This window comes from Kocuria cellulosilytica (assembly GCF_040981245.1).
GTDB lineage: Bacteria > Actinomycetota > Actinomycetes > Actinomycetales > Micrococcaceae > Kocuria > Kocuria cellulosilytica.
Window position 1 is genome coordinate 57,812 of sequence record NZ_JAVFWZ010000001.1, and the last position, 19,968, is coordinate 77,779.

At 72.1% G+C, this 19,968-nt stretch carries 17 protein-coding genes; 8 read left to right on the forward strand and 9 right to left on the reverse strand.

Annotated features, from left to right (window positions below; all coding sequences use genetic code 11):
• The first annotated feature begins 5 nt into the window (after nucleotides 1-5).
• A complete protein-coding gene (locus RCG67_RS00255; protein WP_368824307.1) occupies nucleotides 6-1,247 on the forward strand; it encodes a glycosyltransferase 87 family protein in 1,242 nt (413 codons plus the stop codon).
• 210 nt (nucleotides 1,248-1,457) lie between these two features.
• Here the strand turns inward: RCG67_RS00255 and RCG67_RS00260 are convergent, their stop codons facing one another.
• From RCG67_RS00260 to RCG67_RS00280, 5 genes are all read right to left on the reverse strand, one after another.
• A complete protein-coding gene (locus tag RCG67_RS00260; RefSeq protein WP_368824308.1) occupies nucleotides 1,458-1,688 on the reverse strand; it encodes a hypothetical protein in 231 nt (76 codons plus the stop codon).
• A 114-nt stretch (nucleotides 1,689-1,802) separates the two neighbouring features.
• A complete protein-coding gene (locus RCG67_RS00265; protein ID WP_368824309.1) occupies nucleotides 1,803-2,189 on the reverse strand; it encodes a hypothetical protein in 387 nt (128 codons plus the stop codon).
• A gap of 121 nt (nucleotides 2,190-2,310) precedes the next feature.
• Entirely contained in the window at nucleotides 2,311-4,398 is a 2,088-nt protein-coding gene (locus RCG67_RS00270; RefSeq protein ID WP_368824310.1) for an acyltransferase family protein, read from the reverse strand.
• A 95-nt stretch (nucleotides 4,399-4,493) separates the two neighbouring features.
• Complete coding sequence (locus RCG67_RS00275; RefSeq protein ID WP_368824706.1) at nucleotides 4,494-6,032, reverse strand: SulP family inorganic anion transporter; 1,539 nt, start codon at nucleotides 6,030-6,032, stop codon at nucleotides 4,494-4,496.
• 263 nt (nucleotides 6,033-6,295) lie between these two features.
• Nucleotides 6,296-7,927 (reverse strand): peptide chain release factor 3, encoded by a 1,632-nt coding sequence (locus tag RCG67_RS00280; protein WP_368824311.1) that lies wholly within the window; start codon nucleotides 7,925-7,927, stop codon nucleotides 6,296-6,298.
• Nucleotides 7,928-8,096: 169 nt separating this feature from the next.
• Here RCG67_RS00280 and RCG67_RS00285 point away from each other — a divergent pair, with 169 nt between their 5' ends.
• Nucleotides 8,097-8,510: a cupredoxin domain-containing protein gene (locus RCG67_RS00285; protein ID WP_368824312.1), complete on the forward strand. Its 414-nt coding sequence runs from the start codon at nucleotides 8,097-8,099 to the stop codon at nucleotides 8,508-8,510.
• Between the two features lie 120 nt (nucleotides 8,511-8,630).
• On the opposite strand, the gene RCG67_RS00290 is transcribed toward RCG67_RS00285, so the two are convergent.
• From RCG67_RS00290 to RCG67_RS00300, 3 genes are all read right to left on the reverse strand, one after another.
• Nucleotides 8,631-9,872 (reverse strand): heparan-alpha-glucosaminide N-acetyltransferase domain-containing protein, encoded by a 1,242-nt coding sequence (locus RCG67_RS00290; protein ID WP_368824313.1) that lies wholly within the window; start codon nucleotides 9,870-9,872, stop codon nucleotides 8,631-8,633.
• A gap of 153 nt (nucleotides 9,873-10,025) precedes the next feature.
• Nucleotides 10,026-11,306 carry an MFS transporter gene (locus RCG67_RS00295; RefSeq protein WP_368824314.1) on the reverse strand — a complete coding sequence of 427 codons (1,281 nt, stop codon included), beginning with the start codon at nucleotides 11,304-11,306 and terminating at the stop codon, nucleotides 10,026-10,028.
• 3 nt (nucleotides 11,307-11,309) lie between these two features.
• Entirely contained in the window at nucleotides 11,310-11,669 is a 360-nt protein-coding gene (locus RCG67_RS00300; RefSeq protein ID WP_368824315.1) for a universal stress protein, read from the reverse strand.
• Between the two features lie 333 nt (nucleotides 11,670-12,002).
• Here RCG67_RS00300 and RCG67_RS00305 point away from each other — a divergent pair, with 333 nt between their 5' ends.
• The 5 genes from RCG67_RS00305 to RCG67_RS00325 all read left to right on the forward strand — a co-directional run bounded on the left by RCG67_RS00305 (nucleotide 12,003) and on the right by RCG67_RS00325 (nucleotide 16,466).
• Entirely contained in the window at nucleotides 12,003-12,959 is a 957-nt protein-coding gene (locus RCG67_RS00305; protein WP_368824707.1) for a tripartite tricarboxylate transporter substrate binding protein, read from the forward strand.
• A complete protein-coding gene (locus tag RCG67_RS00310) occupies nucleotides 12,959-13,534 on the forward strand; it encodes a tripartite tricarboxylate transporter TctB family protein (RefSeq protein WP_368824316.1) in 576 nt (191 codons plus the stop codon). The genes RCG67_RS00305 and RCG67_RS00310 overlap by 1 nt, the downstream gene beginning before the upstream one ends.
• A 1-nt stretch (nucleotide 13,535) precedes the next feature.
• The gene (locus RCG67_RS00315; protein WP_368824317.1) at nucleotides 13,536-15,041 is read left to right on the forward strand and encodes a tripartite tricarboxylate transporter permease; all 1,506 of its coding nucleotides are present in this window, start codon (nucleotides 13,536-13,538) and stop codon (nucleotides 15,039-15,041) included.
• A 235-nt stretch (nucleotides 15,042-15,276) separates the two neighbouring features.
• A complete protein-coding gene (locus tag RCG67_RS00320; RefSeq protein WP_368824318.1) occupies nucleotides 15,277-15,825 on the forward strand; it encodes an RNA polymerase sigma factor in 549 nt (182 codons plus the stop codon).
• Nucleotides 15,822-16,466, forward strand: a complete 645-nt coding sequence (locus RCG67_RS00325) for a methylated-DNA--[protein]-cysteine S-methyltransferase (RefSeq protein WP_368824319.1) — start codon at nucleotides 15,822-15,824, stop codon at nucleotides 16,464-16,466. Before RCG67_RS00320 ends, RCG67_RS00325 begins: the two co-directional genes overlap by 4 nt.
• Before the next feature lie 18 nt (nucleotides 16,467-16,484).
• Here the strand turns inward: RCG67_RS00325 and RCG67_RS00330 are convergent, their stop codons facing one another.
• Complete coding sequence (locus tag RCG67_RS00330; RefSeq protein WP_368824320.1) at nucleotides 16,485-17,981, reverse strand: amidase; 1,497 nt, start codon at nucleotides 17,979-17,981, stop codon at nucleotides 16,485-16,487.
• 134 nt (nucleotides 17,982-18,115) lie between these two features.
• Between RCG67_RS00330 and RCG67_RS00335 the strand changes: the two genes are divergently transcribed.
• Complete coding sequence (locus tag RCG67_RS00335) at nucleotides 18,116-19,900, forward strand: N-acetylglutaminylglutamine amidotransferase (RefSeq protein ID WP_368824321.1); 1,785 nt, start codon at nucleotides 18,116-18,118, stop codon at nucleotides 19,898-19,900.
• The last annotated feature ends 68 nt before the right edge of the window (nucleotides 19,901-19,968 follow it).

The window sequence follows — 19,968 nt, forward strand, 5'->3', positions numbered from 1 at the left end:
ACGCCGTGCTGCCCGCCCGCGCCGTGGCCTGGTTCTCCCGCCCGGCCGGCGTGTGGTGGGGTTTCGCCGTCGTCCACCTCTACTTCCTGGGCTGGATGATGTCCTTCGTCGTCCACGGCGAGGCCTTCAGCGACACCGAGCAGTACCGCCGGTGGGCCATGGCCGGGTACGACCCGTCCGACGCCGGGGACGGGATCAGCCCGTGGGTGTACCCGGTGCTCGCGCAGATCCCGATCCACCTGGCCGGGATCGCCGGCCACGGACCCTACCTGCTGGTGTGGACGCTGATCATCACCGTGCTCAACGCGCTCGGCCTGGTCTGCCTCACCCGCGGCCGGCGGGGCGAGCAGGGCATCGCCCCGGCCTGGTGGTGGCTGTTCTTCACCGTGTTCCTGGGCTACCTGAGCTTCGCCCGGGTGGAGGGCATCGCGGCCCCGATCGTGCTCGTCGGGCTCCTGTACGCGTCCGAGCGGCCCGTCCTCGGCTCCGTGCTCCTGAGCATCGCCACGTGGATCAAGGTGTGGCCGGCGGCCCTCGTGCTCGCCCTGGTCATCGCGTGCCGGCAGCGCGTCCGGGTGGTGGCCGCCGGGGTGGGGGTCACGGCCGCGGTGGTGCTGGGCACGCACCTGTCGGGCGGCCTGCGGCACATCGCGGACTTCCTGGTCAACCAGGGCGAGCGCGGCATGCAGCTGGAGGCCACGTTCTCCACCCCGTGGGTGTGGCTGAGCGTCTTCGGCGTGGCCGGGTCGCGGATGGCCGACAACGTGGCCATCAACTCCACGGAGGTCCACGGCCCCGGCACCGAGCTCGTCGCGCTTCTCATGCAGCCGCTGCTCGTGCTCGCCGTCCTCGCCGGTGCGGCCCTGCTCGTCCGCGCGCTGCGGCGCGGGGCCGAGCGCGAGGAGCTCTTCTACGAGGGCGCGCTGATGCTGACCACGATCTTCATCGTGTTCAACAAGGTGGGCTCGCCGCAGTTCATGATCTGGCTCGCCCCGGTCGTCGTCGCCGGGCTCGTGCACGACCGGCAGCGGTGGCGGACGCCGGCGGCGCTGCTGATGGGCATCGCGGTCACCACGTTCGTGATCTATCCGCTCTTCTACACCCCGCTCATCCACGCCCACCCGGCCATGGCGGCCGTCCTGACGGCGCGCAACGTGCTGCTCGTCGTCCTGCTGAGCTGGTCCGTTCAGCGCGTCGCGGCGCTGGGGCGCAGGGTCCAGCCGGTGCCGCAGACCCTCGACGCCTGAGCCGGCGGGCGCCGCCGGGAGGACCGTCGCCCAGGGCAGAGCTCGGCAACCACCGGTGGGACCGGCACCGGCGACGGGGCGTGGAGGGGTCCCGCGTCCGGGACGGAGAAGGCTCCCGCCCCACCGTGGGGGTCGGGAGCCCGGTGCGCCGGCGGCTCTGCGTCTCGGTGCGGCCGACGACGGAGAGCCGTCCGGCGGACCTCGAGGTCGTCAGCCGGCCTCTCGCTGCAGGCGCTGGGCGAGCATCTTCTTGCCCTGCTCGCCGGCCTTGCGGTTGTTCTCCTGGATCCTGCGGAACCAGTCCGCCAGCTCGTTGTCACCGGCCTTCTCGGCGTCCTGGATGTAGGTCTCCAGCTTCCACACGTTGTGCAGTGACGCCTCGAGGGCCCAGATGAGGTCGTAGTTGGGATCCTTCACGGGGCTCTGCGGTTCGTCGGCCATGGTGTCTTGCCTCCCTCGTCGAGTCGGGATGGTGCAATCACTTCTGACGGTGCCGGAATCGTCCGGCTCTTTCCACGGTAGGCACCTGGTCCGGCGGTGGCAACGGGTGGCGCGTCATGACGGGACGCACCATCCGTCCGACCCGTGCGCGGGCATTATCGGTCGATCCGCCCGATGTGGCGCTTCAACTGCGGGGGAGTTCAGCAGCCCGGTGAGCACCTCGGCCTCATCGGGGGAGACGAAGACGTCGAGGTCGGCGGACTCTCCCCGGCGGACCATGGTGAGCTTGAGGACCACACCGCGGTGGGGTTCGGTGCGGTAGGTGGCACTGGAGGCGATGAGGTTCCAGGGGTGGTTCTCACCCATCAGGACGACCGGGGCGTCATCGATGACCACCGTGCAGTCCTCCCCGGCCTGGGCACGGCCCAGGTGCTCCGGGCACAGTTCGAGCTCGTGCTCGTCGAGGCCGTCGGACAGGTGGGTGGATCCGGCAGTACTCATGCAGTTCTTCACCTGCAGGTGGCCATCGGGTCTCTCTTCCGAGAGCTCCTCGTGTGGGTGTGGGTGCGGGCCGAGGAGGACCCGCACCCATCAATTTGCCTTAACGCAAGGGGAGATTCAGTCAGTCGTTCCAGCCGAGGGCGCCGAGCATTCGCGCCTCGACATCAGGGACCAGGGTCTCGCCGTAGGTGGAGGTCACGTGGTCGAGGTCCATGTAGACCTGGATGTTGCCGATCACCCCCGGGCAGACGTCCTCGGTGCACAGGCGGTCGGTGAGGTCGATGCTGTGCAGGTCCTCGTGCCGGGCGGCCAGCTCCTCGAGGGGGTTCTCCGGCAGCAGGGACTCCGAGCGGGCCGGGTTGCAGCGGTCGTGGTCGGGTCCGTAGATCTCCACGCAGGCGAACATGCTGAAGAGGAAGCGCGGGTTGTCGCGAAAGGCGAGGACGGGGATCCCGGCGTCCTGGAAGGGCCGGACGCCGTCCTCGTAGCCGTCGACGAGCTTCTCGTGCGGGGCCTCGGCCAGGGACAGGGTGCCGATGGTGACGATGGCGTCGGGATCGACCTCGAGAGCCGCCTGACGGGTGGCGGCGTTGAACTCGTTGCACTCCTCGTCGCGGTTCTCGGACTCGGACGTGTAGCGGCAGGCGTTGCGCAGGTAGGAGACCACCCGCCAGTTGTTGGCGTCGGCGACCCGGTGGATCGGGGTGAGCAGCTGCTGGGCGTGGGAGTCGCCGAGCACCACCAGGGTCCGGTCCGGGGCACTGCCGTCCTCGGGTTCGATGAGCCAGCAGTTTCCTAGGTCGGCGATCACCTGGGGAACCTCCCCGGAGTCGCACCGCACGCCGGTGTCGCCCCATTCGTGCTCGCGTTCGGCGTCGGTGGGGATGATCGGCACGTCCGGGACCTCGGTGACGTCTCCACGCAGCACCGCGGCGCCGGGGTAGTTCTCCGGGGTGCGCTCGACCCCGGCGGTGGGATCGCGGAGGGTGGTGTAGGAGTGTGCGCCGGTGAGCGGAACCGCCACGAGCAGCCCGGTGGCGATCAGTCGGATCCCGGACCTGGCCCGGATCCCGGGCAGGGCGCGCCAGCCGGTCAGCAGCAAAGCGGTGACCCGGGTGAGGGCCACCGAGGCGGCCAGGATCCCGAGCCCGACCGGCACGGGAACGGTGTCGCGGGCCGTGAGCAGCAGATAGGTGATCAGCAGCGGCCAGTGCCACAGGTAGATCCCGTAGGCGCGGTCCCCGAACCACTGGAGCGGGCGGGCCGACAGGACCCGGGTGGTGCCGGCCGACGCCTCGGGTGCCAGTGCACCGCCGAGCAGGATCGCTGCGGCCCCCAGGGTGGGGGCCAGGGCGACGGTGCCGGGGAAACGGGTGTCGGGTCCGATGAGGAAGGGGGTGGCGAGGATCGCGGCCAGTCCGGCCCAGCCCAACCCCATCCCGGTCACCCGGGCCAGGGCGGTCCGGCGCCGGGAGGCCGTCCGCGAGGTGCTGGTGGTGGCGAGCACCAGGGCGGCCAGCGAGCCCAGGGCGAACTCCCACAGGCGGGTGAGGGTGCTGAAGTAGGCGGCCTCGGATCCGGCCGCGGTGGCCACCACCGACCAGGCCAGCGAGCCGGCGAACACGGCGGCGAACACCGCCCAGGCCACCGGACGGACCCGGATCCCCATCCACCGGGCCGCCAGCGCGCAGCCGGCCAGCAGCAGCGGCCAGAGCAGGAACACCTGGCCCTGGACCGACAGCGACCACATGTGCTGCAGCGGGGTGGTGGCTGCGGAGTTGCCGGCGTAGTAGTCCACGGCCTGATCGGCCAGCACCCAGTTCACCACGTAGAACAGTGACCCCCAGGCCTGGGTCACTAGGTCGGCCCACCGGCTGGGCGGGAACCAGAGGAACACCGCGGCGAGCACCGCCAGCAGCATCACCGCCACCGGGCCCAGCAGCCGGGCGAAGGTCCGCGTCCAGTAGGCCGGCAGTTCCAGGGGCCTCCCGTGTTCGATCCGGCGCAGGAAGGACCCGGTGAGCAGGAAGGCCGAGAGCACGAAGAACACGTCCACCCCGCCGGAGACCTTCTCGGTCCACACGTGGAAGGCCACCACCAGCAGCACCGCCACCCCCCGCAGACCCTGCAGGTCGGGGCGGTGGGCGGCCCGTGGGACCGAGGTGGTCGGGGCTGGGGACGTGGTGGTGGTCGCGGTCGGGAACGTCATGGGGATCGAACGCCTGTCCGGGTCGGGGTGGGTGGAGGGACCGGGACCGGTGCCGGACCACCCCTCAGGCGGGTCCGGTACCGGTTCCGGTGCTCCTAGTGCCCGCCGTTGTTGAGCATGCCGCCCAGGCGCACCCGCATCCGGCGGCTGGCCTGGTTGAGGCCCACGATCTCCACGTCCTTGCCGTAATGGGCGTACTTGTCGGTCACCGAGTCCAGGGCCGCCACGGTGGAGGCGTCCCAGAGGTGGGAGTCGTAGAAGTCGATGACCACGTGCTGGGGGTCACCGGCGTAGTCGAACATCGTGTAGAGGTCGTTGGAGGAGGCGAAGAACAGCTCCCCGCTGACGGTGTACTTGGCGAACTGCTCCCCGAAGTGCTCCTCCACGGTGCGCTCCACGGTGACCATGTGGGCGACCCGGCGGGCGAAGGCGATCATGGCGACCAGCACACCGACGATCACGCCGATGGCCAGGTTGTGGGTCCACACGGTGGCGACCACGGTGGAGAGCATGACCATGGTCTCCGACCGGGGCATCCGGGCCAGGGTGGTGGGACGGATGGAGTGCCAGTCGAAGGTGGCCCAGGACACGAAGATCATCACGGCCACCAGCGCCGCCATCGGGATGATCGCCACGACCGGGCCGAGGACCACGGCCAGCACCAGGACCAGCACTCCGGCCGAGAAGGTCGAGATCCGGGTGCGGGCCCCGGAGGCCTTGACGTTGATCATGGTCTGGCCGAGCATCGCGCAGCCGCCCATCCCGCCGAAGAACCCGGTGATGATGTTCGCCCCGCCCTGACCCCAGGACTCTCGGGTCTTGTCGGAGCGGGTGTCAGTGACGTCGTCGACGAGCTTGGCCGTCATCAGGGACTCGAGCAGCCCCACGATGGCCATGGTGAAGGCGTACGGGGCCAGGATCTGGAAGGTCTCCAGGGTCAGCGGCACGTCCGGAACGAAGAAGGCGGGCAGCGCGTCGGGCAGTTCACCCTTGTCCCCGACCGTGGGCACCACGACGGCGGCGAGCACAGCGATGAGAGTGACCACGACGATCGCCACCAGCGGGGGCGGGACCGCCTTGGTGACACGCGGCAGCAGGAAGATGATCACCAGGCCCAGGGCCGTCAGCGGGTACACCAACCAGGGCACCCCGATCAGCTCGGGCAACTGGGAGGTGAAGATCAGGATGGCCAGGGCGTTGACGAAACCCACCATGACCGAGCGAGGGATGAAGCGCATCAGTCGTGCAGCTCCGATCAGGCCCAGAATGACCTGGAACACTCCGGCGAGGATCACGGCGGCAATGAAATAGTCCATCCCGTGGGAGGCCACCAGCGGTGCGATGACCAGTGCGGTGGCCGCGGTGGCGCCGGAAATCATCGCCGGGCGCCCACCCAGGAACGAGATCGTCACGGCCATGATGGAGGCTGCGAACAGCCCTACCTGGGGGTCCACCCCGGCGATCAAGGAGAAGGCGATGGCCTCGGGGATCAGCGCCAGAGCCACGACCAGCCCGGCCAGGACCTCGGTCTTGAGCCGGCGAGGGGACTTCAGGGTACCCGGCACGGATTGGCGCTGCTCCGGCGACAGTTCGTGGTGGCCGGAGGCCTTCTGGTCCTCCTCGGCCTTCGACATGATGGGCAGGGACCCGGTCCTCGGTTCTTTCTCGGTACCAGTGCTGGCCATAGGGGTTCTCCGTTGCTTCTTGCGGGCACGAGGGCGCCCTCGACGATGTCGGTGCTGAGACAAGGGGGCGCTCCGTCACGCCGGCTGGAGGACCACGACCTGGTCGTCCCGACGACCCGGCGCATGGGCCCACCGGCAACCTTACCCTAACGTCAGGGTAGAGTTGCCGGTGGATTCACGGGAGATGCCTCACAGCGAGCCGCCGAGGACGCTCAGTCGAGGGCTCCGCCGATCGGCTCCAGGGCGGCCTCGGGGGCGTGGGTGGCCACCCGGCCGAGCTTCCACTTGTCGGTGAACACGGCGATGGGCTCGCCGTCGGCCCGCCGGAGCACCTCGGTGCCCGGGATGCGGTTGAGGACGTCGGGGTCCGGGGCGATCACCCGCCGGGCCAGGGTGTAGGGCAGGGGCTCCAGCCGGACCTGGGCGCCGAACTCCCGGTCCATCCGGTCAGCCACGACCTCGAACTGCATCGGCCCCACCGCGGCCAGCACCGGAGCCTGGTCCCCGCGGGTTTCGGAGCGCAGCACCTGGATGACGCCCTCGTGCTCGAGCTGGGTGATTCCGCGGCGGAACTGCTTGGCCCGCCCGGCGTCCGCCGCCCGGGCCACCCGGAAGTGCTCGGGGGAGAAGTGCGGGATGGGCGGGAAGGTCACCGGAGTCCCCGTGTAGACGCTGTCACCGGCCCGCAGTGCCGAGGCGTTGACCAGTCCCACCACGTCCCCGGGGAAGGCGGTCTCGATGGTCTCCCGGTCGCGGCCGAACACGTGGTGGGCGTACTTGGTGGCGAAGGGTTTTCCGGTGGCCGCGTGGGTGAGCACCATCCCGCGGTGGAAGACACCGGAGCAGACCCGCAGGAACGCCACGTGGTCCCGGTGGGCGCGGTCCATCCCGGCCTGGAGCTTGAACACGAACCCGGAGAACGGCGCCTCCACCGGCCGCAGGGCGTCGTCGGCGTCCACCCGGGGACCGGCCGGCGGTGCGAGGTCGACCAGGACGTCGAGCAGGGCGGCCACCCCGAAGTTCAGGGCGGCGGCGGCGAACAGCACCGGCGTGGACTCCGCCGCGAGAAAGGCCTCGCGCTCGAACGCCCCGTTGCCCTCGGCCACCAGTTCGGCCGTCTCGACGGCCTCCGTCCAGGCCGCACCCTCGAGCTGAGCAGCCTCGTCGGGCCCGAACACGTCCACCTCGGCCAGAGCGGCGCCGGAGGCCACCCGCCGGTACCGGGTGTAGGCGCCGGTGCGGGGCTCCACGGTGCCGCGGAAGTCCCCGGACAGCCCCACCGGCCAGGACAGCGGCACCGGCACCCGCCCGGTGCGCTGCTGGACCTCGTCCATGAGCTCCAGGGCGTCCTTGCCCGGGCGGTCCCACTTGTTGATCACCGTGATCACCGGCAGGCCCCGCCGGCGGCAGACGTCGAAGAGCTTCAGGGTCTGGGTCTCCAGGCCCTTGGCCGCGTCGATGAGCATCACCGCGCAGTCCACCGCGGCCAGCACCCGGTAGGTGTCCTCGGAGAAGTCGGCGTGGCCGGGGGTGTCGAGCAGGTTGAACACGGTGTCCCGGTACGTGAACTGCAGGGCGGCAGAGCTGATCGAGATCCCCCGCTCCTGCTCCATCTGCAGCCAGTCCGAGACGGTCGCCCTCCGGCTGGCCTTGCCGTGCGTGGCGCCGGCCTCGGCGATGACGTGGGCGTGCAGGGCCAAGGCTTCCGTGAGCGTCGACTTGCCGGCGTCCGGGTGCGAGATCACCGCGAACGTCCGCCGCCGGGTGGCCTCTGCCACCACGTCGTCGGCGGTCAGCCCGTCGAGAACGCTCGGGGAGGTGCGTGCTGATTGCTGTGCGGCCATGCCAACGACTCTATCTTCACGTGAGAGTAGGGTTCTCGGCATGACTTCTTCCGCCCCGCGCACTCCTGCCCAGAGCGCCCCGGCACCGTTCTCGCCGGAGGCCCCTGCCTCCGACGGTGTGCCGAGCGCCGCCGCCCGTCCGAAGGCGGTGACTGCGAAGAGGAGCACGATGAATCTCACCCACGGCATCACCGCCGTCGCCCTGGTCGCAGCTCTGGCCGGGGCCACCGGATGCGCGGCCCGCAGCGGACCCGCCGGCGAGGCGCCCGAGGCCCCCGCACCGTCGGCCCCCGCCCCCGGGAGCGAGGCCAGGTCGTCCGCAGCACAGCCGGCCGAAGAGCCGGTGATCACCGTCGAGGACTTCGCCTACGAACTGCCCGACTCGGTGGCCCCCGGGGCCACGGTCACCGTGATCAACGAGGGCGAGGCCACCCACACGGTCACCGCCCAGGACGCCGGGACCTTCGATGCCGTGGTCGCCGGAGGCGGCACCACCACCTTCACCGCTCCTGACGAGCCGGGCGAGTACCCCATCGCCTGCAGCTACCACCCGGAGATGTCCGGGACGCTGGTCGTCGAGTAGATCGGCCGTCCCGGCCGGTCACCACCTCTGACCGGTGGACCAGCAGGGCGAGGTGCCCCCCTGCCATCCTGGCCTTCGCCCGGGAGACCGTTCCTGCCGGATGCGGACATCGGTCCCTGCTCAACGGTCCCCCTGGAGGTGGCCGGCGCCCAGGGCGAGATCGCGGCCGGCGTTCGCGGCGCGGGCCACGACCCGCTCCAGGGGACCGCGCCCGAAGGAGCGGTGCCAGGCCACGGCGAACAGCGCCGCGACCGTCACGTGGATGAGGAACCACAGGAGCGGCACCTCGTAGTGGAGCACGGCGGCCAGGGCCAGCAGGTGCGCGGAGTAGAGGGTCAGGGTCATCGACCCCATCGCGCTCAGCGGCAGCAGCCAGGAGCCGGCCCGGCGTGCCAGGAGGAGCAGGGCGCCCAGCACGGCGGTGCCGGAGCCGAGGTCCTGCAGGATCGCCACCGGGGTGTTGGTGTGCGGACCGGGGACCAGCAGCCACCACCAGGAGGTGTCGGGCAGCACCGGGTCCGGACCCCAGACGATGATCTCGTCGATCCGGTCCTCGCTCAGCCACGGCGTGGAGCTCATGAGCTGGTCGTAGCCCCCGCCCTGGAGGATCAGCACCCAGTACACCAGCCACGCGCCCACGGCCAGGGCGAGCCCCGCCCACAGCAGCCGGCCCTGGACCCGCACGGCCCGCAGGTTCAGCCGGCCGACGGCCATGCCGGCGAGCAGGTAGGCCAGGTACGGGACCGCGGGATAGGTGCCGGTGAGCAGCACCTGGGCCAGGACGGTCCCCGGCTCGGCGAGCACGTCGGCGAAGGTCGGGTTGTACACCTCGAACGCGGGCAGCACCCCCCGCAGCGACTGCATCAGCACGGGCCCCAGAACGGCGGCCGCGGCGGCGAGGCCGAGCAGCGCACGCACCGGCAGGTGCAGGAAGGGGATCGCCAGCAGGAAGAACATGCCGTAGTGGACGAGGATGCCGTACGCGGGCGGGTCCGCCGGCATGACCTGGTTGACCAGCAGCCCCAGCACCGTGACCAGCACGGCCCGGACCAGCAGTCCCACCCGGTCGGCGGTCATCGCCCGCCCCCGGTGCGGGGTGCGCCCGCCGGAGGAGAGGGCCAGGCCCACCCCCGCCAGGAGCGCGAACAGGGCCGCGGCGCGGCCCGCGAACAGCTCCCACTGCAGCGTGGGACCGTAGCTCTCGGGGTCCCACGCGGGCAGGATGTGGATCGACATCATCCCGACCAGGGCGAGGCCCCGGGCGGCGTCGACCCCCGTCAGCCGGCGCCGGCGGACCAGCGGCAGCGCCGGTCCTTCCTCGGCAGACCCTGCACGGGGGGCGGGACGGTGGACGTTGACCATGGCGGCGCGTTCCTTCTGTCGGACGTTCCAGCGGGCTCCCGCCCGCCGGTCCGGACCCATCGGTCCTTCTCGTCCTCCAGCTGACCAGGCCGGATTGTGCCGCTCTTGTGGCATTCCTGTGCCGGGGCTGTCGGCACGGCCCCGCCCGCCCGGTCAGCGCCGCACGGTCTTCTCCAGACCGCTGACCAGCAGCACCGCGCACGTGAACCAGATCGCCCCGGCCGGTCCGAGCGGCGCGGCCACCAGGCCGGCGAGCAGGGGCATCGCCACCTGGCCCGCCCGGTTGCCGACGAGCCGCACGGCGAGCGCCGAGCCCCGCCACGCGGCGGGCACCGCGGTGGACACCAGGGTCATGGTGATCGGCTGGCCCAGGCCCAGGCAGAAGCCGCCCACGAAAAGGAGCAGGGCGGCGAGCCACGGCACCGTGATGACGGCCGGCGGCACGGCCAGGGCGCACCCGGCGCCGTAGAGGCTGACCAGCAGAAGGACGCGCCGGGACATCCGGTGGGCCAGCCACGGCAGCAGGACCCGGGAGAGGATCGACGCGCCGCCGCGCACGGCCAGCAGGACGCCGATCCACGCCGGGGAGACCCCGGCCCGCTCCCCCACCAGCGGCAGGAAGGCGGTGAGGATGTCGAGCATCGCGAGCAGCGCCAGGGACGCCAGCATGTGGGACGGGACGGCGGGGACCCGGAGGATCCGCACCATGGAGGCGCGCGGCTCCGCCCCCGGGACCACCTCGAGCTCGTCGGTGCCGGGAGCGGCCTGCTGTGCGGCAGCGGCGTCGTCGTCGTCCCGGGCGGGTCCGCGGGTGGAGCCGGCCGCGGATCCGCCGGCTCGCGGGCGCACGAGCATGACCGGCGCCACGAGGAGGGAGAGACCGGCCCCGATCCACAGGGACAGCGTGATGTCCGCGATCCGCTCCGGCGAGGCGACGTCCCCGCCCGCCCCCAGCAGCACGCCGGCCAGCAGCGGGCCCACCAGCTGCCCGGCGGAGAAGGCGGCCGTGAACCAGCCGAAGCCCTTGTCCAGCTGGTCCGGCGGGGAGAAGCGGGCGACCGCCGACTGACCCGCGATGGTGAACACCAGGTGCCCCATGCCGAGCAGGGCGCTCGCCACGGCGACGAGCGCCACGCTGGGCGCGAGGGCCAGCGCCACCGCACCGAGGGCCAGGACCAGGGCGCCGGTGACCACCATCGTCCGCAGGTCCCGCACCCGGTCGGTCATCCGGCCCAGCCACATGGCGGTGACCAGGGGCAGCACCGCGTAGGCCGCCGTGACCAGGCCGACCGTCACCGAGTCCGCGTCCAGGGACAGCAGCTTGTAGGTGGTGACGGGGCGCACCAGGTTCAGGGCGGTCTGCGTGAGCAGGGCCGCGGCCACGAGGAACCACAGCCAGGCCCCGGACCGGGCCCCCGGGGCGGTCGCGGCCACGCCTCAGGAGCGCCGGGGCTTGACCGCGATCACGGGGGCGTTGGCCTCGAGCAGGATCTGCTGGGCCGCGCTGCCCAGCAGCAGCTTGCCCACGGGGCTGCGGTGCTTCACGCCGATCACCACGGCGGAGGCGTCCACCTGCTCCGCGGCGTCGAGCAGCTCGCCCACGGCGTCCCGGTTGCGGGTGTCGGGGGTCCGGAAGGTGACGGGCACCCCGTTCAGCTCCCCGGTCTCGGGGTCGAGCTGGGCGCCGCTGAGGTTGAAGACCAGCAGGTCCTCCTGGCGGCGTCCGGCCTCCTCGACCGCGGCCGCGAGCGCGGCCTCGCCCTCGGGGGTGCTGGTTCGGGCAACGACGACGGTCATGGGAGCCTCCGCGGTGGGATGGGAACAGGGGACATCGAGTGGCAGACCATCGATGCGTGGGGAAACGGCGTACAAAACGAGGTCCACCCTACGGCGGAACGTGTGAGGAGCGTCTCTTCCGGTGTGAGCAGAATGCGCAGAACCAGCACAACGATCACTACGCACGAAAGGCACAACAAGGCCGGTTGCGTGATCCGGGTCACTTACCGTCGTCAGCAGAGGCTCGGACCGAGCCATGCACCCGCACCCTCCGACCCAGGAAAGTGGATCCCCGTGAGTTCACCACCAGATCAGGCGCAGCCGGGCACCCGGCACCGCAAGCACCCAGTCGCCATGGCGGTCTACGGCGTCGTCGCCGCCGCGGTGATCGGCCTGGCCGCCTTCTTCTCGTTCCAGTCGGCCACGGCCGGCTCGGACATCCGGTCCAACATGACCCTGATCGCCCCGGCCGGTGCCGGCGGCGGCTGGGACACGTTCATGCGCGAGCAGCAGCAGGCCATGCGCACCAACAACCTCGTCAACAACTCCACGGTGGTCAACATCCCCGGCGCGGCCGGGACCATCGGCCTGAGCGAGCTCTCCACCATGGAGGGGCAGGCCAACACCCTGATGGTCACGGGGGCAGGCCTGGTCGCCGGTGTCGCCCAGCTCGACTCGGACGTCACGCACGACGACGTCCGGCCGATCGCCCGGGTGGTCGAGGAGTACGACGTCGTCGTGGTCCCCGCCGACTCCCCCTACGAGACCATCGACGATCTCGTGCAGGACTGGCAGGCGAACCCCGCCGAGGTCGCCTGGACCGGCGGCGGCACCTTCGACCAGCTCGTGATGACCGAGCTCGCGCTCGAGTCCGGCATCGAGCCCTCGGAGACCACCTACATCCCCAACTCCGGCGGCGGCGAGGCCACCCAGGCGCTGATCACCGGCACCGCGGACGCGGCCACCTCCGGGTACATGGACGTCGCCGACCAGATCGAGGCCGGGCGCCTGAAGGCGCTGGGCATGGCCGCCCCGGAGCGCCTGGAGGGCGTCGAGATCCCGACGCTCACCGAGCTGGGCTACGACGTGGACCTGGCGAACTGGCGGGCCGTCCTGGCACCCCCAGGGATCACCGACGAGGAGTTCGCCGAGCTGCGGACGCTGATCGAGGAGTCCGTCGCCACCCCGGAGTGGCAGGAGGCCATCGAGCGCAACAAGTGGACCGAGGTGTACCTCGCGGGCGAGGAGTTCGACGAGTTCATGGCATCGGAGCAGGAGCGCATCGCCATGCTGGTGGAGGAGATTTCCTGATGAGCACACCCACGTCCTCGCACACCGGCGCCGCCGGGGAGCACCAGACCGACACCCTGCCCCCAGAGGCGCAGCGGCCGGAGACCGCGACGTCCTGGTGGAGCGGGCGCAGCGGCCTCGTGGTACCCGCGGTGATGGCAGCCTTCAGCACCTACCTGCTGATCGGCGTCCTCACCATGGAGATCCCCGAGGGCACCGACTTCCCCGGTCCCACGTTCTATCCGTTGATCCTGACCGTGGCCGGCTACCTCCTGGCCGCCCTGCTCACCCTGCACTACCTGCGCACCCCCGAGCACCCCGCGGAGCTCTCGGCGCGCACCTGGCGCTCGCACTCGGACTGGTCCGCGGTCGCCTGGGCCGCGGGCGGGTTCCTGGCGTTCGCGCTGACCCTGCCGGTCCTGGGCTGGATCCTGGCAGCCGCCCTGCTGTTCTGGGCGGTGGCCCGCGGCTTCGGCAGTCGGCGGCCCCTGTTCGACATCACGCTCGCCCTGTTCGTGAGCAGCGCGATCTACCTGGCATTCACCGTCGGCCTGGGACTGAACCTCCCGTCCGGCATCCTGGGAGGCGGTTTCTGACATGGAGTCACTCAACCTGTTGATGGAGGGGTTCGCCGGAGCGCTGACCCCCATGAACCTGCTGTGGGTCCTGGTGGGCTGTCTGCTCGGCACCGCCGTGGGCGTGCTGCCCGGCCTGGGCTCCTCCATGGCCGTGGCCCTGCTGCTGCCCATGACCTTCGCCCTGGACCCCACCGCGGCGTTCATCCTCTTCGCCGGCGTCTACTTCGGCGGCCTGTTCGGCGACTCGACGATGGCCATCCTGATGAACACCCCCGGGCAGGGCTCGGCGATCGCCTCCACGTTCGAGGGCCACAAGATGGCCAAGGACGGCCGGGCCCCCCAGGCCCTGGCCACCGCGGCCATCGGCGCGTTCATCGGCGGCATGGTCGCATCCGTGGTCGTGGTCTTCCTGGCACCCCGGCTGGCCGACTTCTCCGCGAACTTCGGTCCCGCCGAGTACTTCGCCCTGGCGCTGTTCGCCTTCGTCGCCACGTCCTCGGTGGTCTCCGACTCCGCGGTCAAGGGTCTGGCCTCCCTGGTCCTGGGCCTGGGCATCGCGACGGTGGGCATCGACGCGATCTCCGGCTCGGAACGCTTCACCTACGGCTCCGCCAACCTGTTCGACGGGATCTCCCTGGTCACCGTCTCCGTGGCCGTGCTCGCGCTGGGCGAGGTCCTGCACGTGGCCTCCCGGATCCGCCGCGACCCCGTGGCCCACCAGATGAAGGTCACCGGACGCCCCTTCCTCTCGCGCGCCGAGCTGAAGGAGGCCGCCCCGGCCTGGGCCCGCGGCACCGCGATCGGCCTGCCCTTCGGCGTCATCCCGGTGGGCGGCGCCGAGGTGCCGACGTTCATGTCCTACGACCTGGAACGGCGCATCGACCGCCGCCGGAAGAACCCGACCTTCGGCAAGGGCGCGATCCGCGGCCTGGCCGCCCCCGAGGCCGCCGGCAACGCCACGACCGGCACCGCGATGGGTGCGCTGCTGGCCCTGGGCCTGCCGGTCTCGGCGACCGCGGCGATCATGCTCGCGGCCTTCCAGCAGTACGGTCTCCAGCCGGGCCCGCTGCTGTTCGACCGCGCCCCCGAGCTCGTGTGGGCGCTGCTGGCCAGCTTCTTCATCGCGATGGTCGTGCTGCTGGTCATCAACCTGCCCTTCGCCCAGGTGTGGGCGAAGCTCCTGCTGATCCCCAGCCAGTACCTCTACGCCGGGATCACCGTGTTCTGCGGCCTCGGCATCTACGCCACGTCCGGAGCGGTCTTCGACCTGCTGCTGCTCCTCGGCCTGGGCGTGCTGGGCTTCATCATGCGCCGCCACGGCGTGCCGGTGGCCCCGCTGCTGATCGGCATGGTGCTGGGCCCGCTGGCCGAGACCAACCTGCGCGACGGCCTGCTGTCCTCCAACGGCGACTACTCGATCTTCGTGACCGGGCCCATCCCGCTGGTGCTCTACGGCCTGCTGTTCATCGTGCTGGCGCTGACCGTCCGCTCCAAGATCGTCAACCGCGCCCGCCGGGACGTGTAGCCCCCGGTCCTGTTCCACCCGCAGCGCCCCGTCCCGGAGATCCCCGGGACGGGGCGCTGCCGCCTGTCCGGCCGGACCCCGTTCCGTCGCGTCCGTCCGCGGCCGCCGACGCGACGGCACGGGGCCGGGGCGCGTCGCCGTCCGCGGAGCACCCGGCGGGCGGTGCAGTCCGGCAGGATGGGAAGCGCCGCCGCACCGATCTCACGTTCCGGCCGGCGCGTCCGTCTACGGGGTGATGAACACGAAAGAGCCTTTCGAGACGCTGGTGACCCGGCACGGCCCCGTGGTGTGGCGGGTCTGCCGCGCCGTGCTGAACAGCTCCGCGGACGCCGAGGACGCCTGGTCGGAGACGTTCCTGGCCGCGCTGCGCGCGTATCCGGAGCTGCCGGCCACGGTGAACGTGCAGGCGTGGCTGGTGACGATCGCCCACCGCAAGGCCGTCGACGTCGTCCGGGCCCGGTCCCGGGCGGCGGTGCCCATGGCCTCGCTCCCGGAACCCCCCGCGCACCGGGACGACCCGCACGAGCACGACTCCCCGCTCTGGGCGGCCGTGGCCGCCCTGCCGCCCAAGCAGCGGCGCGTGCTCGCCTACCGGCATCTCGGCGGACTGCCCTACCGGCAGATCGCCGAGCTGCTGGGCGGCACGCCGGAGGCCGCCCGACGGGCCGCCGCCGACGGGCTGGCCACGCTCCGCAGGACCCTCCCCGAGACCCCCGCCGAGACCTCCGCCGGGACCCGCCCCGGGACCCGCACGCCGTCCGACCGAACAGGAGACGACCGATGACCACTGCACCGCACCCCGCACCCCCGAACAGCCGTCACCGCGCACCCCTGAGCAGCCTCCGCGCCAGCACCCCCGTGCCGGAGACGGTGCTGCGGCGGCTGCACCGGCGCCTGGAGGACGGGGCGGCCGAGGCCGGGCTCCTCGACGTGGCGTACACGACGGTCGGCTCCCCCGTGGGCGAGCTGCTGCTGGCCGCCACGGAGCAGGGTCTGGTCCGGGTGGCCTACGCCCGCGAGGACCACGAGCAGGTCCTCGCGGACCTGGCCCGCCGGATCAGCCCGCGGGTGCTGCGGGCCCCGGCCCGTCTGGCACCGGCCGTGCGGCAGCTGGAGGAGTACTTCGCCGGCACCCGCACCCGGTTCGACCTGCCCCTGGACCGCTCCCTCTCGCACGGGTTCCGGCGCCTGGTGCAGGAGCACCTGCCCGAGATCGGCTACGGCAGCACGCAGAGCTACGGCGCGGTGGCCCGCTCGGTCGGACGCCCGCAGGCCGCGCGGGCGGTGGGCACCGCCTGCGCCTCAAACCCGCTGCCGGTGGTCGTCCCGTGCCACCGCGTGCTGCGCGGCGACGGCGGCCTGGGCGGGTACATCGGCGGGCCGGCGGCCAAGTCGGCGCTGCTCGAGCTGGAGGCGGCGGCCTGAGGACGCCGGGGCGGCGGCTCAGAGCGGCGGCTCGAGGTCCCCGTACCGGGTGACGTGGTCGTAGGCGCGGGCCGTCCGCAGCAGCTCGACGTCGTGCCCGTGGGCCGCGACGAGCTGCAGCCCGATCGGAAGGCCACCGGGGCCGAAGCCGCCCGGCACCGAGACCGCCGGGCACCCGGTGGCGGAGACGAGGCTCGCCGAGCGCATCCACTCGACATATGTCTGCATCGGCATACCGGCCACCGTGCGGGGCCAGCGCTCCTCGGAGGGGAACGGCAGCACCTGGGACGTGGGCGTCAGCAGCACGTCCCACCGGTCGAAGAACGCCCGCACCGCCTCGTGCAGGCGGGTGCGGGCCAGTGCTGCGTCCATGAGCTGCCCGGCCGTCAGGGCCAGGCCGCGCTCCACGTTCCAGACGATCTCCGGCTTCACGAGCTCCCGGTGCTCGGCGACCACGGTGCGCAGGTTCACGGCCATGTCGAAGGCCCGCGTCGTGTCGAACACCTCGTCGGCGTCGCGCAGGTCCGGGACGGCCTCCTCGACCACGGCCCCGAGCTCCTCGAACACCCGCGCCCGGTCGAGCAGCACCTGCACGATCTCCGGCTCCACGGGGACGCCCAGGCCGAGGTCCGTGCTCAGTCCGATCCGGACCCCGGCGAGGGGGCGGGCTGCCGGATCGGGCAGGTCCTCGGCCGCGAGCGCCCGGAAGCCCGTCCGCGGCACCGGGCAGTCCAGCGGGATCCGCGGATCGGGGCCGGCCAGCACGGACATGGCCAGGACGAGGTCGTCCACGCCGCGGGCCAGCGGACCGGAGCGGCCCAGCCACGCCCAGGCGTCGCCGGCGGGAGCGGAGGGCACGACCCCGGCGGAGGGCCGGAACCCGGCGACGTTGCAGAACGCGGCCGGGTTGCGCAGGGACCCGCCCATGTCCGAGCCGTCCCCCAGGGGCTGGATCCGGGACGCGATCGCCGCGGCCGCCCCGCCGCTGGAGCCGCCCGCGCTGCGGTCGAGCGCCCAGGGGTTGTGCGTGGTGCCGAAGAGCTCGTTGAAGCTGTGGGAGCCCGCGGCGAACTCGGGCACGTTGTTCTTCCCGGTGCTGATCACCCCGGCCGCCCGGAACCGGGCGACGATCAGGTCGTCGTGCGCCGGGACGTGCTCGGCGAACACCGGGGAGCCGGAGGTGGTGCGGATCCCGGCGGTGGCGTGGGTGTCCTTGTGCGTCATCGGCACCCCGTGCAGGGGCGGGAGCTCGTCCGCGGGCGTGCTGGCGGTGAGCTCGTCGGCGCGGGCCGCGGCCTCGTACGCCCGCTCGCGGGCCTGCGTGACCACGGCGTTCACGGCGGGGTTCACGGCGTCGATCCGGGCGAAGTGCGCGTCGAGCACCTCCCGCGCGGAGACCGTGCGGTCCCGCACGGCCGCCGCGAGGTCCCGGGCCGAGAGCCGGCAGAGGTCGCTGAGTCCGCCGGGATCGCTGGAGCCGCTGCGGTTGCCGGGGTCGCTGAGGTCGCTGGTCATACGGTCACCGTACGGCGACGCCCGGGCCCGGGCCGGGCATCCGGCGGCGCGCCCCCGTAGCATTGGAGGATGCTCTTCCTCCACGGACCGTTCCTCCCGATCCCGTCCCGGCCCCGGAGCGGAGGTGAGCGCTGATGTGCGGTCTCGCCGGTGAGGTCCGGTTCGACGGCGCCGCCGCGGACCCGGGCACGATCCACCGCATGACGTGCGCCCAGTCCGGCCGCGGCCCGGACGGCTCGGGCGCCTGGGCCCAGGGGCCGGTGGCCATGGGCCACTGCCGGCTGAAGATCGTCGACCTGAGCCCCTCGGGCGGGCAGCCGATGGTCGACTCCCGGCTGGGGCTGTCGATCGTGTTCAACGGCATGATCTACAACTACCGGCAGCTGCGCGAGGAGCTGCGCGGAATGGGCTACGAGTTCTTCTCCACCTCGGACACCGAGGTCGCCCTGAAGGCCTACCACCGCTGGGGCCGGGAGTGCGTCTACCGGTTCCACGGGATGTTCGCCTTCGCGATCACCGAGCACACCAGCGGGCGCACCGTGCTGGCCCGCGACCGGCTGGGCATCAAACCGCTCTACGTCGACCACACGGGGGCCCGGCTGCGGTTCGCGTCCACGGTGCAGGCGCTGCTGGCGGCCGGGGACGTCGACACCTCGATCGACCGCACGGCCCTGTCCTACTACCTCACCTTCCACTCGGTGGTCCCGGCCCCGCGCACCATTCTCAAGGGCGTGCGGAAGCTGCCGCCGGCGACCGTGCGCACGGTCGAGCCCGACGGCTCGGCCTCGGACCACGAGTACTGGAACCCCCAGTTCACCCGCGACGAGGACCGCTCGGGCTGGTCCGAGCAGGACTGGGAGGACGGGCTCGTCGAGAAGCTGCGCACCGCGGTGAAGCGGCGCATGGTGGCGGACGTGCCGGTGGGCGTGCTGCTGTCCGGCGGGATCGACTCGAGCCTCGTCGTCGCCCTGCTCGCGGAGAGCGGGCAGGAGGACCTGCAGACGTTCAGCATCGGCTTCGAGTCCCGGGGCGAGGAGTCCGGGGACGAGTTCGAGTTCTCGTCCCTCGTGGCCCGCCGCTTCGGCACCGACCACCACCAGATCGCGATCGACGACGCCCGCCTGGTGCCGGCGATCGACCGGACCGTCGCCGCGATGAGCGAGCCCATGATCAGCCACGACTGCGTGGCGTTCTACCTGCTCAGCGAGGAGGTCTCGCAGCACGTCAAGGTGGTGCAGTCCGGTCAGGGCGCCGACGAGGTGCTCGGCGGCTACCACTGGTACCCGCCGCTGGCCGACGTCGCGCGCGACGACGCCCGGAAGACCTACTCCGAGTCGTTCTTCGACCGCCCGTGGTCCCGGCTCGCGAAGGTCCTCTCCCCCGAGTGGATGGCGACCCACGACGCGCCGACGGCGTTCATCGAGCGCCACTTCGGCCGCCCCGGCGCGGAGACGGCCGTGGACGCCGCCCTGCGCACCGACTCCACGGTGATGCTCGTGGACGACCCCGTGAAGCGCGTGGACAACATGACCATGGCCTGGGGCCTCGAGGCGCGGGTGCCGTTCCTCGACCACGAGCTCGTCGAGTTCGCCGGGCGGATCCCCCCGGAGCTCAAGCTCGCCGACGGCGGCAAGGGCGTGCTCAAGCGCGCGGCGCGCGGCATCGTCCCGGACGAGGTGATCGACCGGAAGAAGGGCTACTTCCCCGTCCCGGCGATCCGCACCCTCGAGGGCGGGACCCTGGACCGGGTCGAGGCCGCCCTGACGGACCCGGCGGCGGTGCGGCGCGGGCTCTACAACTCGGAGGTCGTGGAGTCCCTGCTGGCCGACCCGAACCGGCACCACACGCCGCTGCGCTCCAACGTGCTGTGGCAGCTGGGCCTGCTGGAGATGTGGCTGCAGGAGAACGGCATCTCCTGACGGCCCGGCCCCGGGTCCACGACGACGGCGCGCCCCTCCGTCCCGTGCGGGTGGAGGGGCGCGCCGCT

What these genes read in the sequence shown, in the direction of transcription:
- RCG67_RS00260 (WP_368824308.1), bottom strand. Translation starts at nt 1,688, where the DNA reads ATGGCCGACGAACCGCAGAGCCCCGTGAAGGATCCCAACTACGACCTC.
- RCG67_RS00265 (WP_368824309.1), bottom strand. Translation starts at nt 2,189, where the DNA reads ATGAGTACTGCCGGATCCACCCACCTGTCCGACGGCCTCGACGAGCAC.
- RCG67_RS00270 (WP_368824310.1), bottom strand. Translation starts at nt 4,398, where the DNA reads ATGACGTTCCCGACCGCGACCACCACCACGTCCCCAGCCCCGACCACC.
- RCG67_RS00275 (WP_368824706.1), bottom strand. Translation starts at nt 6,032, where the DNA reads ATGTCGAAGGCCGAGGAGGACCAGAAGGCCTCCGGCCACCACGAACTG.
- RCG67_RS00280 (WP_368824311.1), bottom strand. Translation starts at nt 7,927, where the DNA reads ATGGCCGCACAGCAATCAGCACGCACCTCCCCGAGCGTTCTCGACGGG.
- RCG67_RS00285 (WP_368824312.1), top strand. Translation starts at nt 8,097, where the DNA reads ATGAATCTCACCCACGGCATCACCGCCGTCGCCCTGGTCGCAGCTCTG.
- RCG67_RS00290 (WP_368824313.1), bottom strand. Translation starts at nt 9,872, where the DNA reads ATGGTCAACGTCCACCGTCCCGCCCCCCGTGCAGGGTCTGCCGAGGAA.
- RCG67_RS00300 (WP_368824315.1), bottom strand. Translation starts at nt 11,669, where the DNA reads ATGACCGTCGTCGTTGCCCGAACCAGCACCCCCGAGGGCGAGGCCGCG.
- RCG67_RS00305 (WP_368824707.1), top strand. Translation starts at nt 12,003, where the DNA reads ATGGCGGTCTACGGCGTCGTCGCCGCCGCGGTGATCGGCCTGGCCGCC.
- RCG67_RS00310 (WP_368824316.1), top strand. Translation starts at nt 12,959, where the DNA reads ATGAGCACACCCACGTCCTCGCACACCGGCGCCGCCGGGGAGCACCAG.
- RCG67_RS00315 (WP_368824317.1), top strand. Translation starts at nt 13,536, where the DNA reads ATGGAGTCACTCAACCTGTTGATGGAGGGGTTCGCCGGAGCGCTGACC.
- RCG67_RS00320 (WP_368824318.1), top strand. Translation starts at nt 15,277, where the DNA reads ATGAACACGAAAGAGCCTTTCGAGACGCTGGTGACCCGGCACGGCCCC.
- RCG67_RS00325 (WP_368824319.1), top strand. Translation starts at nt 15,822, where the DNA reads ATGACCACTGCACCGCACCCCGCACCCCCGAACAGCCGTCACCGCGCA.
- RCG67_RS00330 (WP_368824320.1), bottom strand. Translation starts at nt 17,981, where the DNA reads ATGACCAGCGACCTCAGCGACCCCGGCAACCGCAGCGGCTCCAGCGAT.
- RCG67_RS00335 (WP_368824321.1), top strand. Translation starts at nt 18,116, where the DNA reads ATGTGCGGTCTCGCCGGTGAGGTCCGGTTCGACGGCGCCGCCGCGGAC.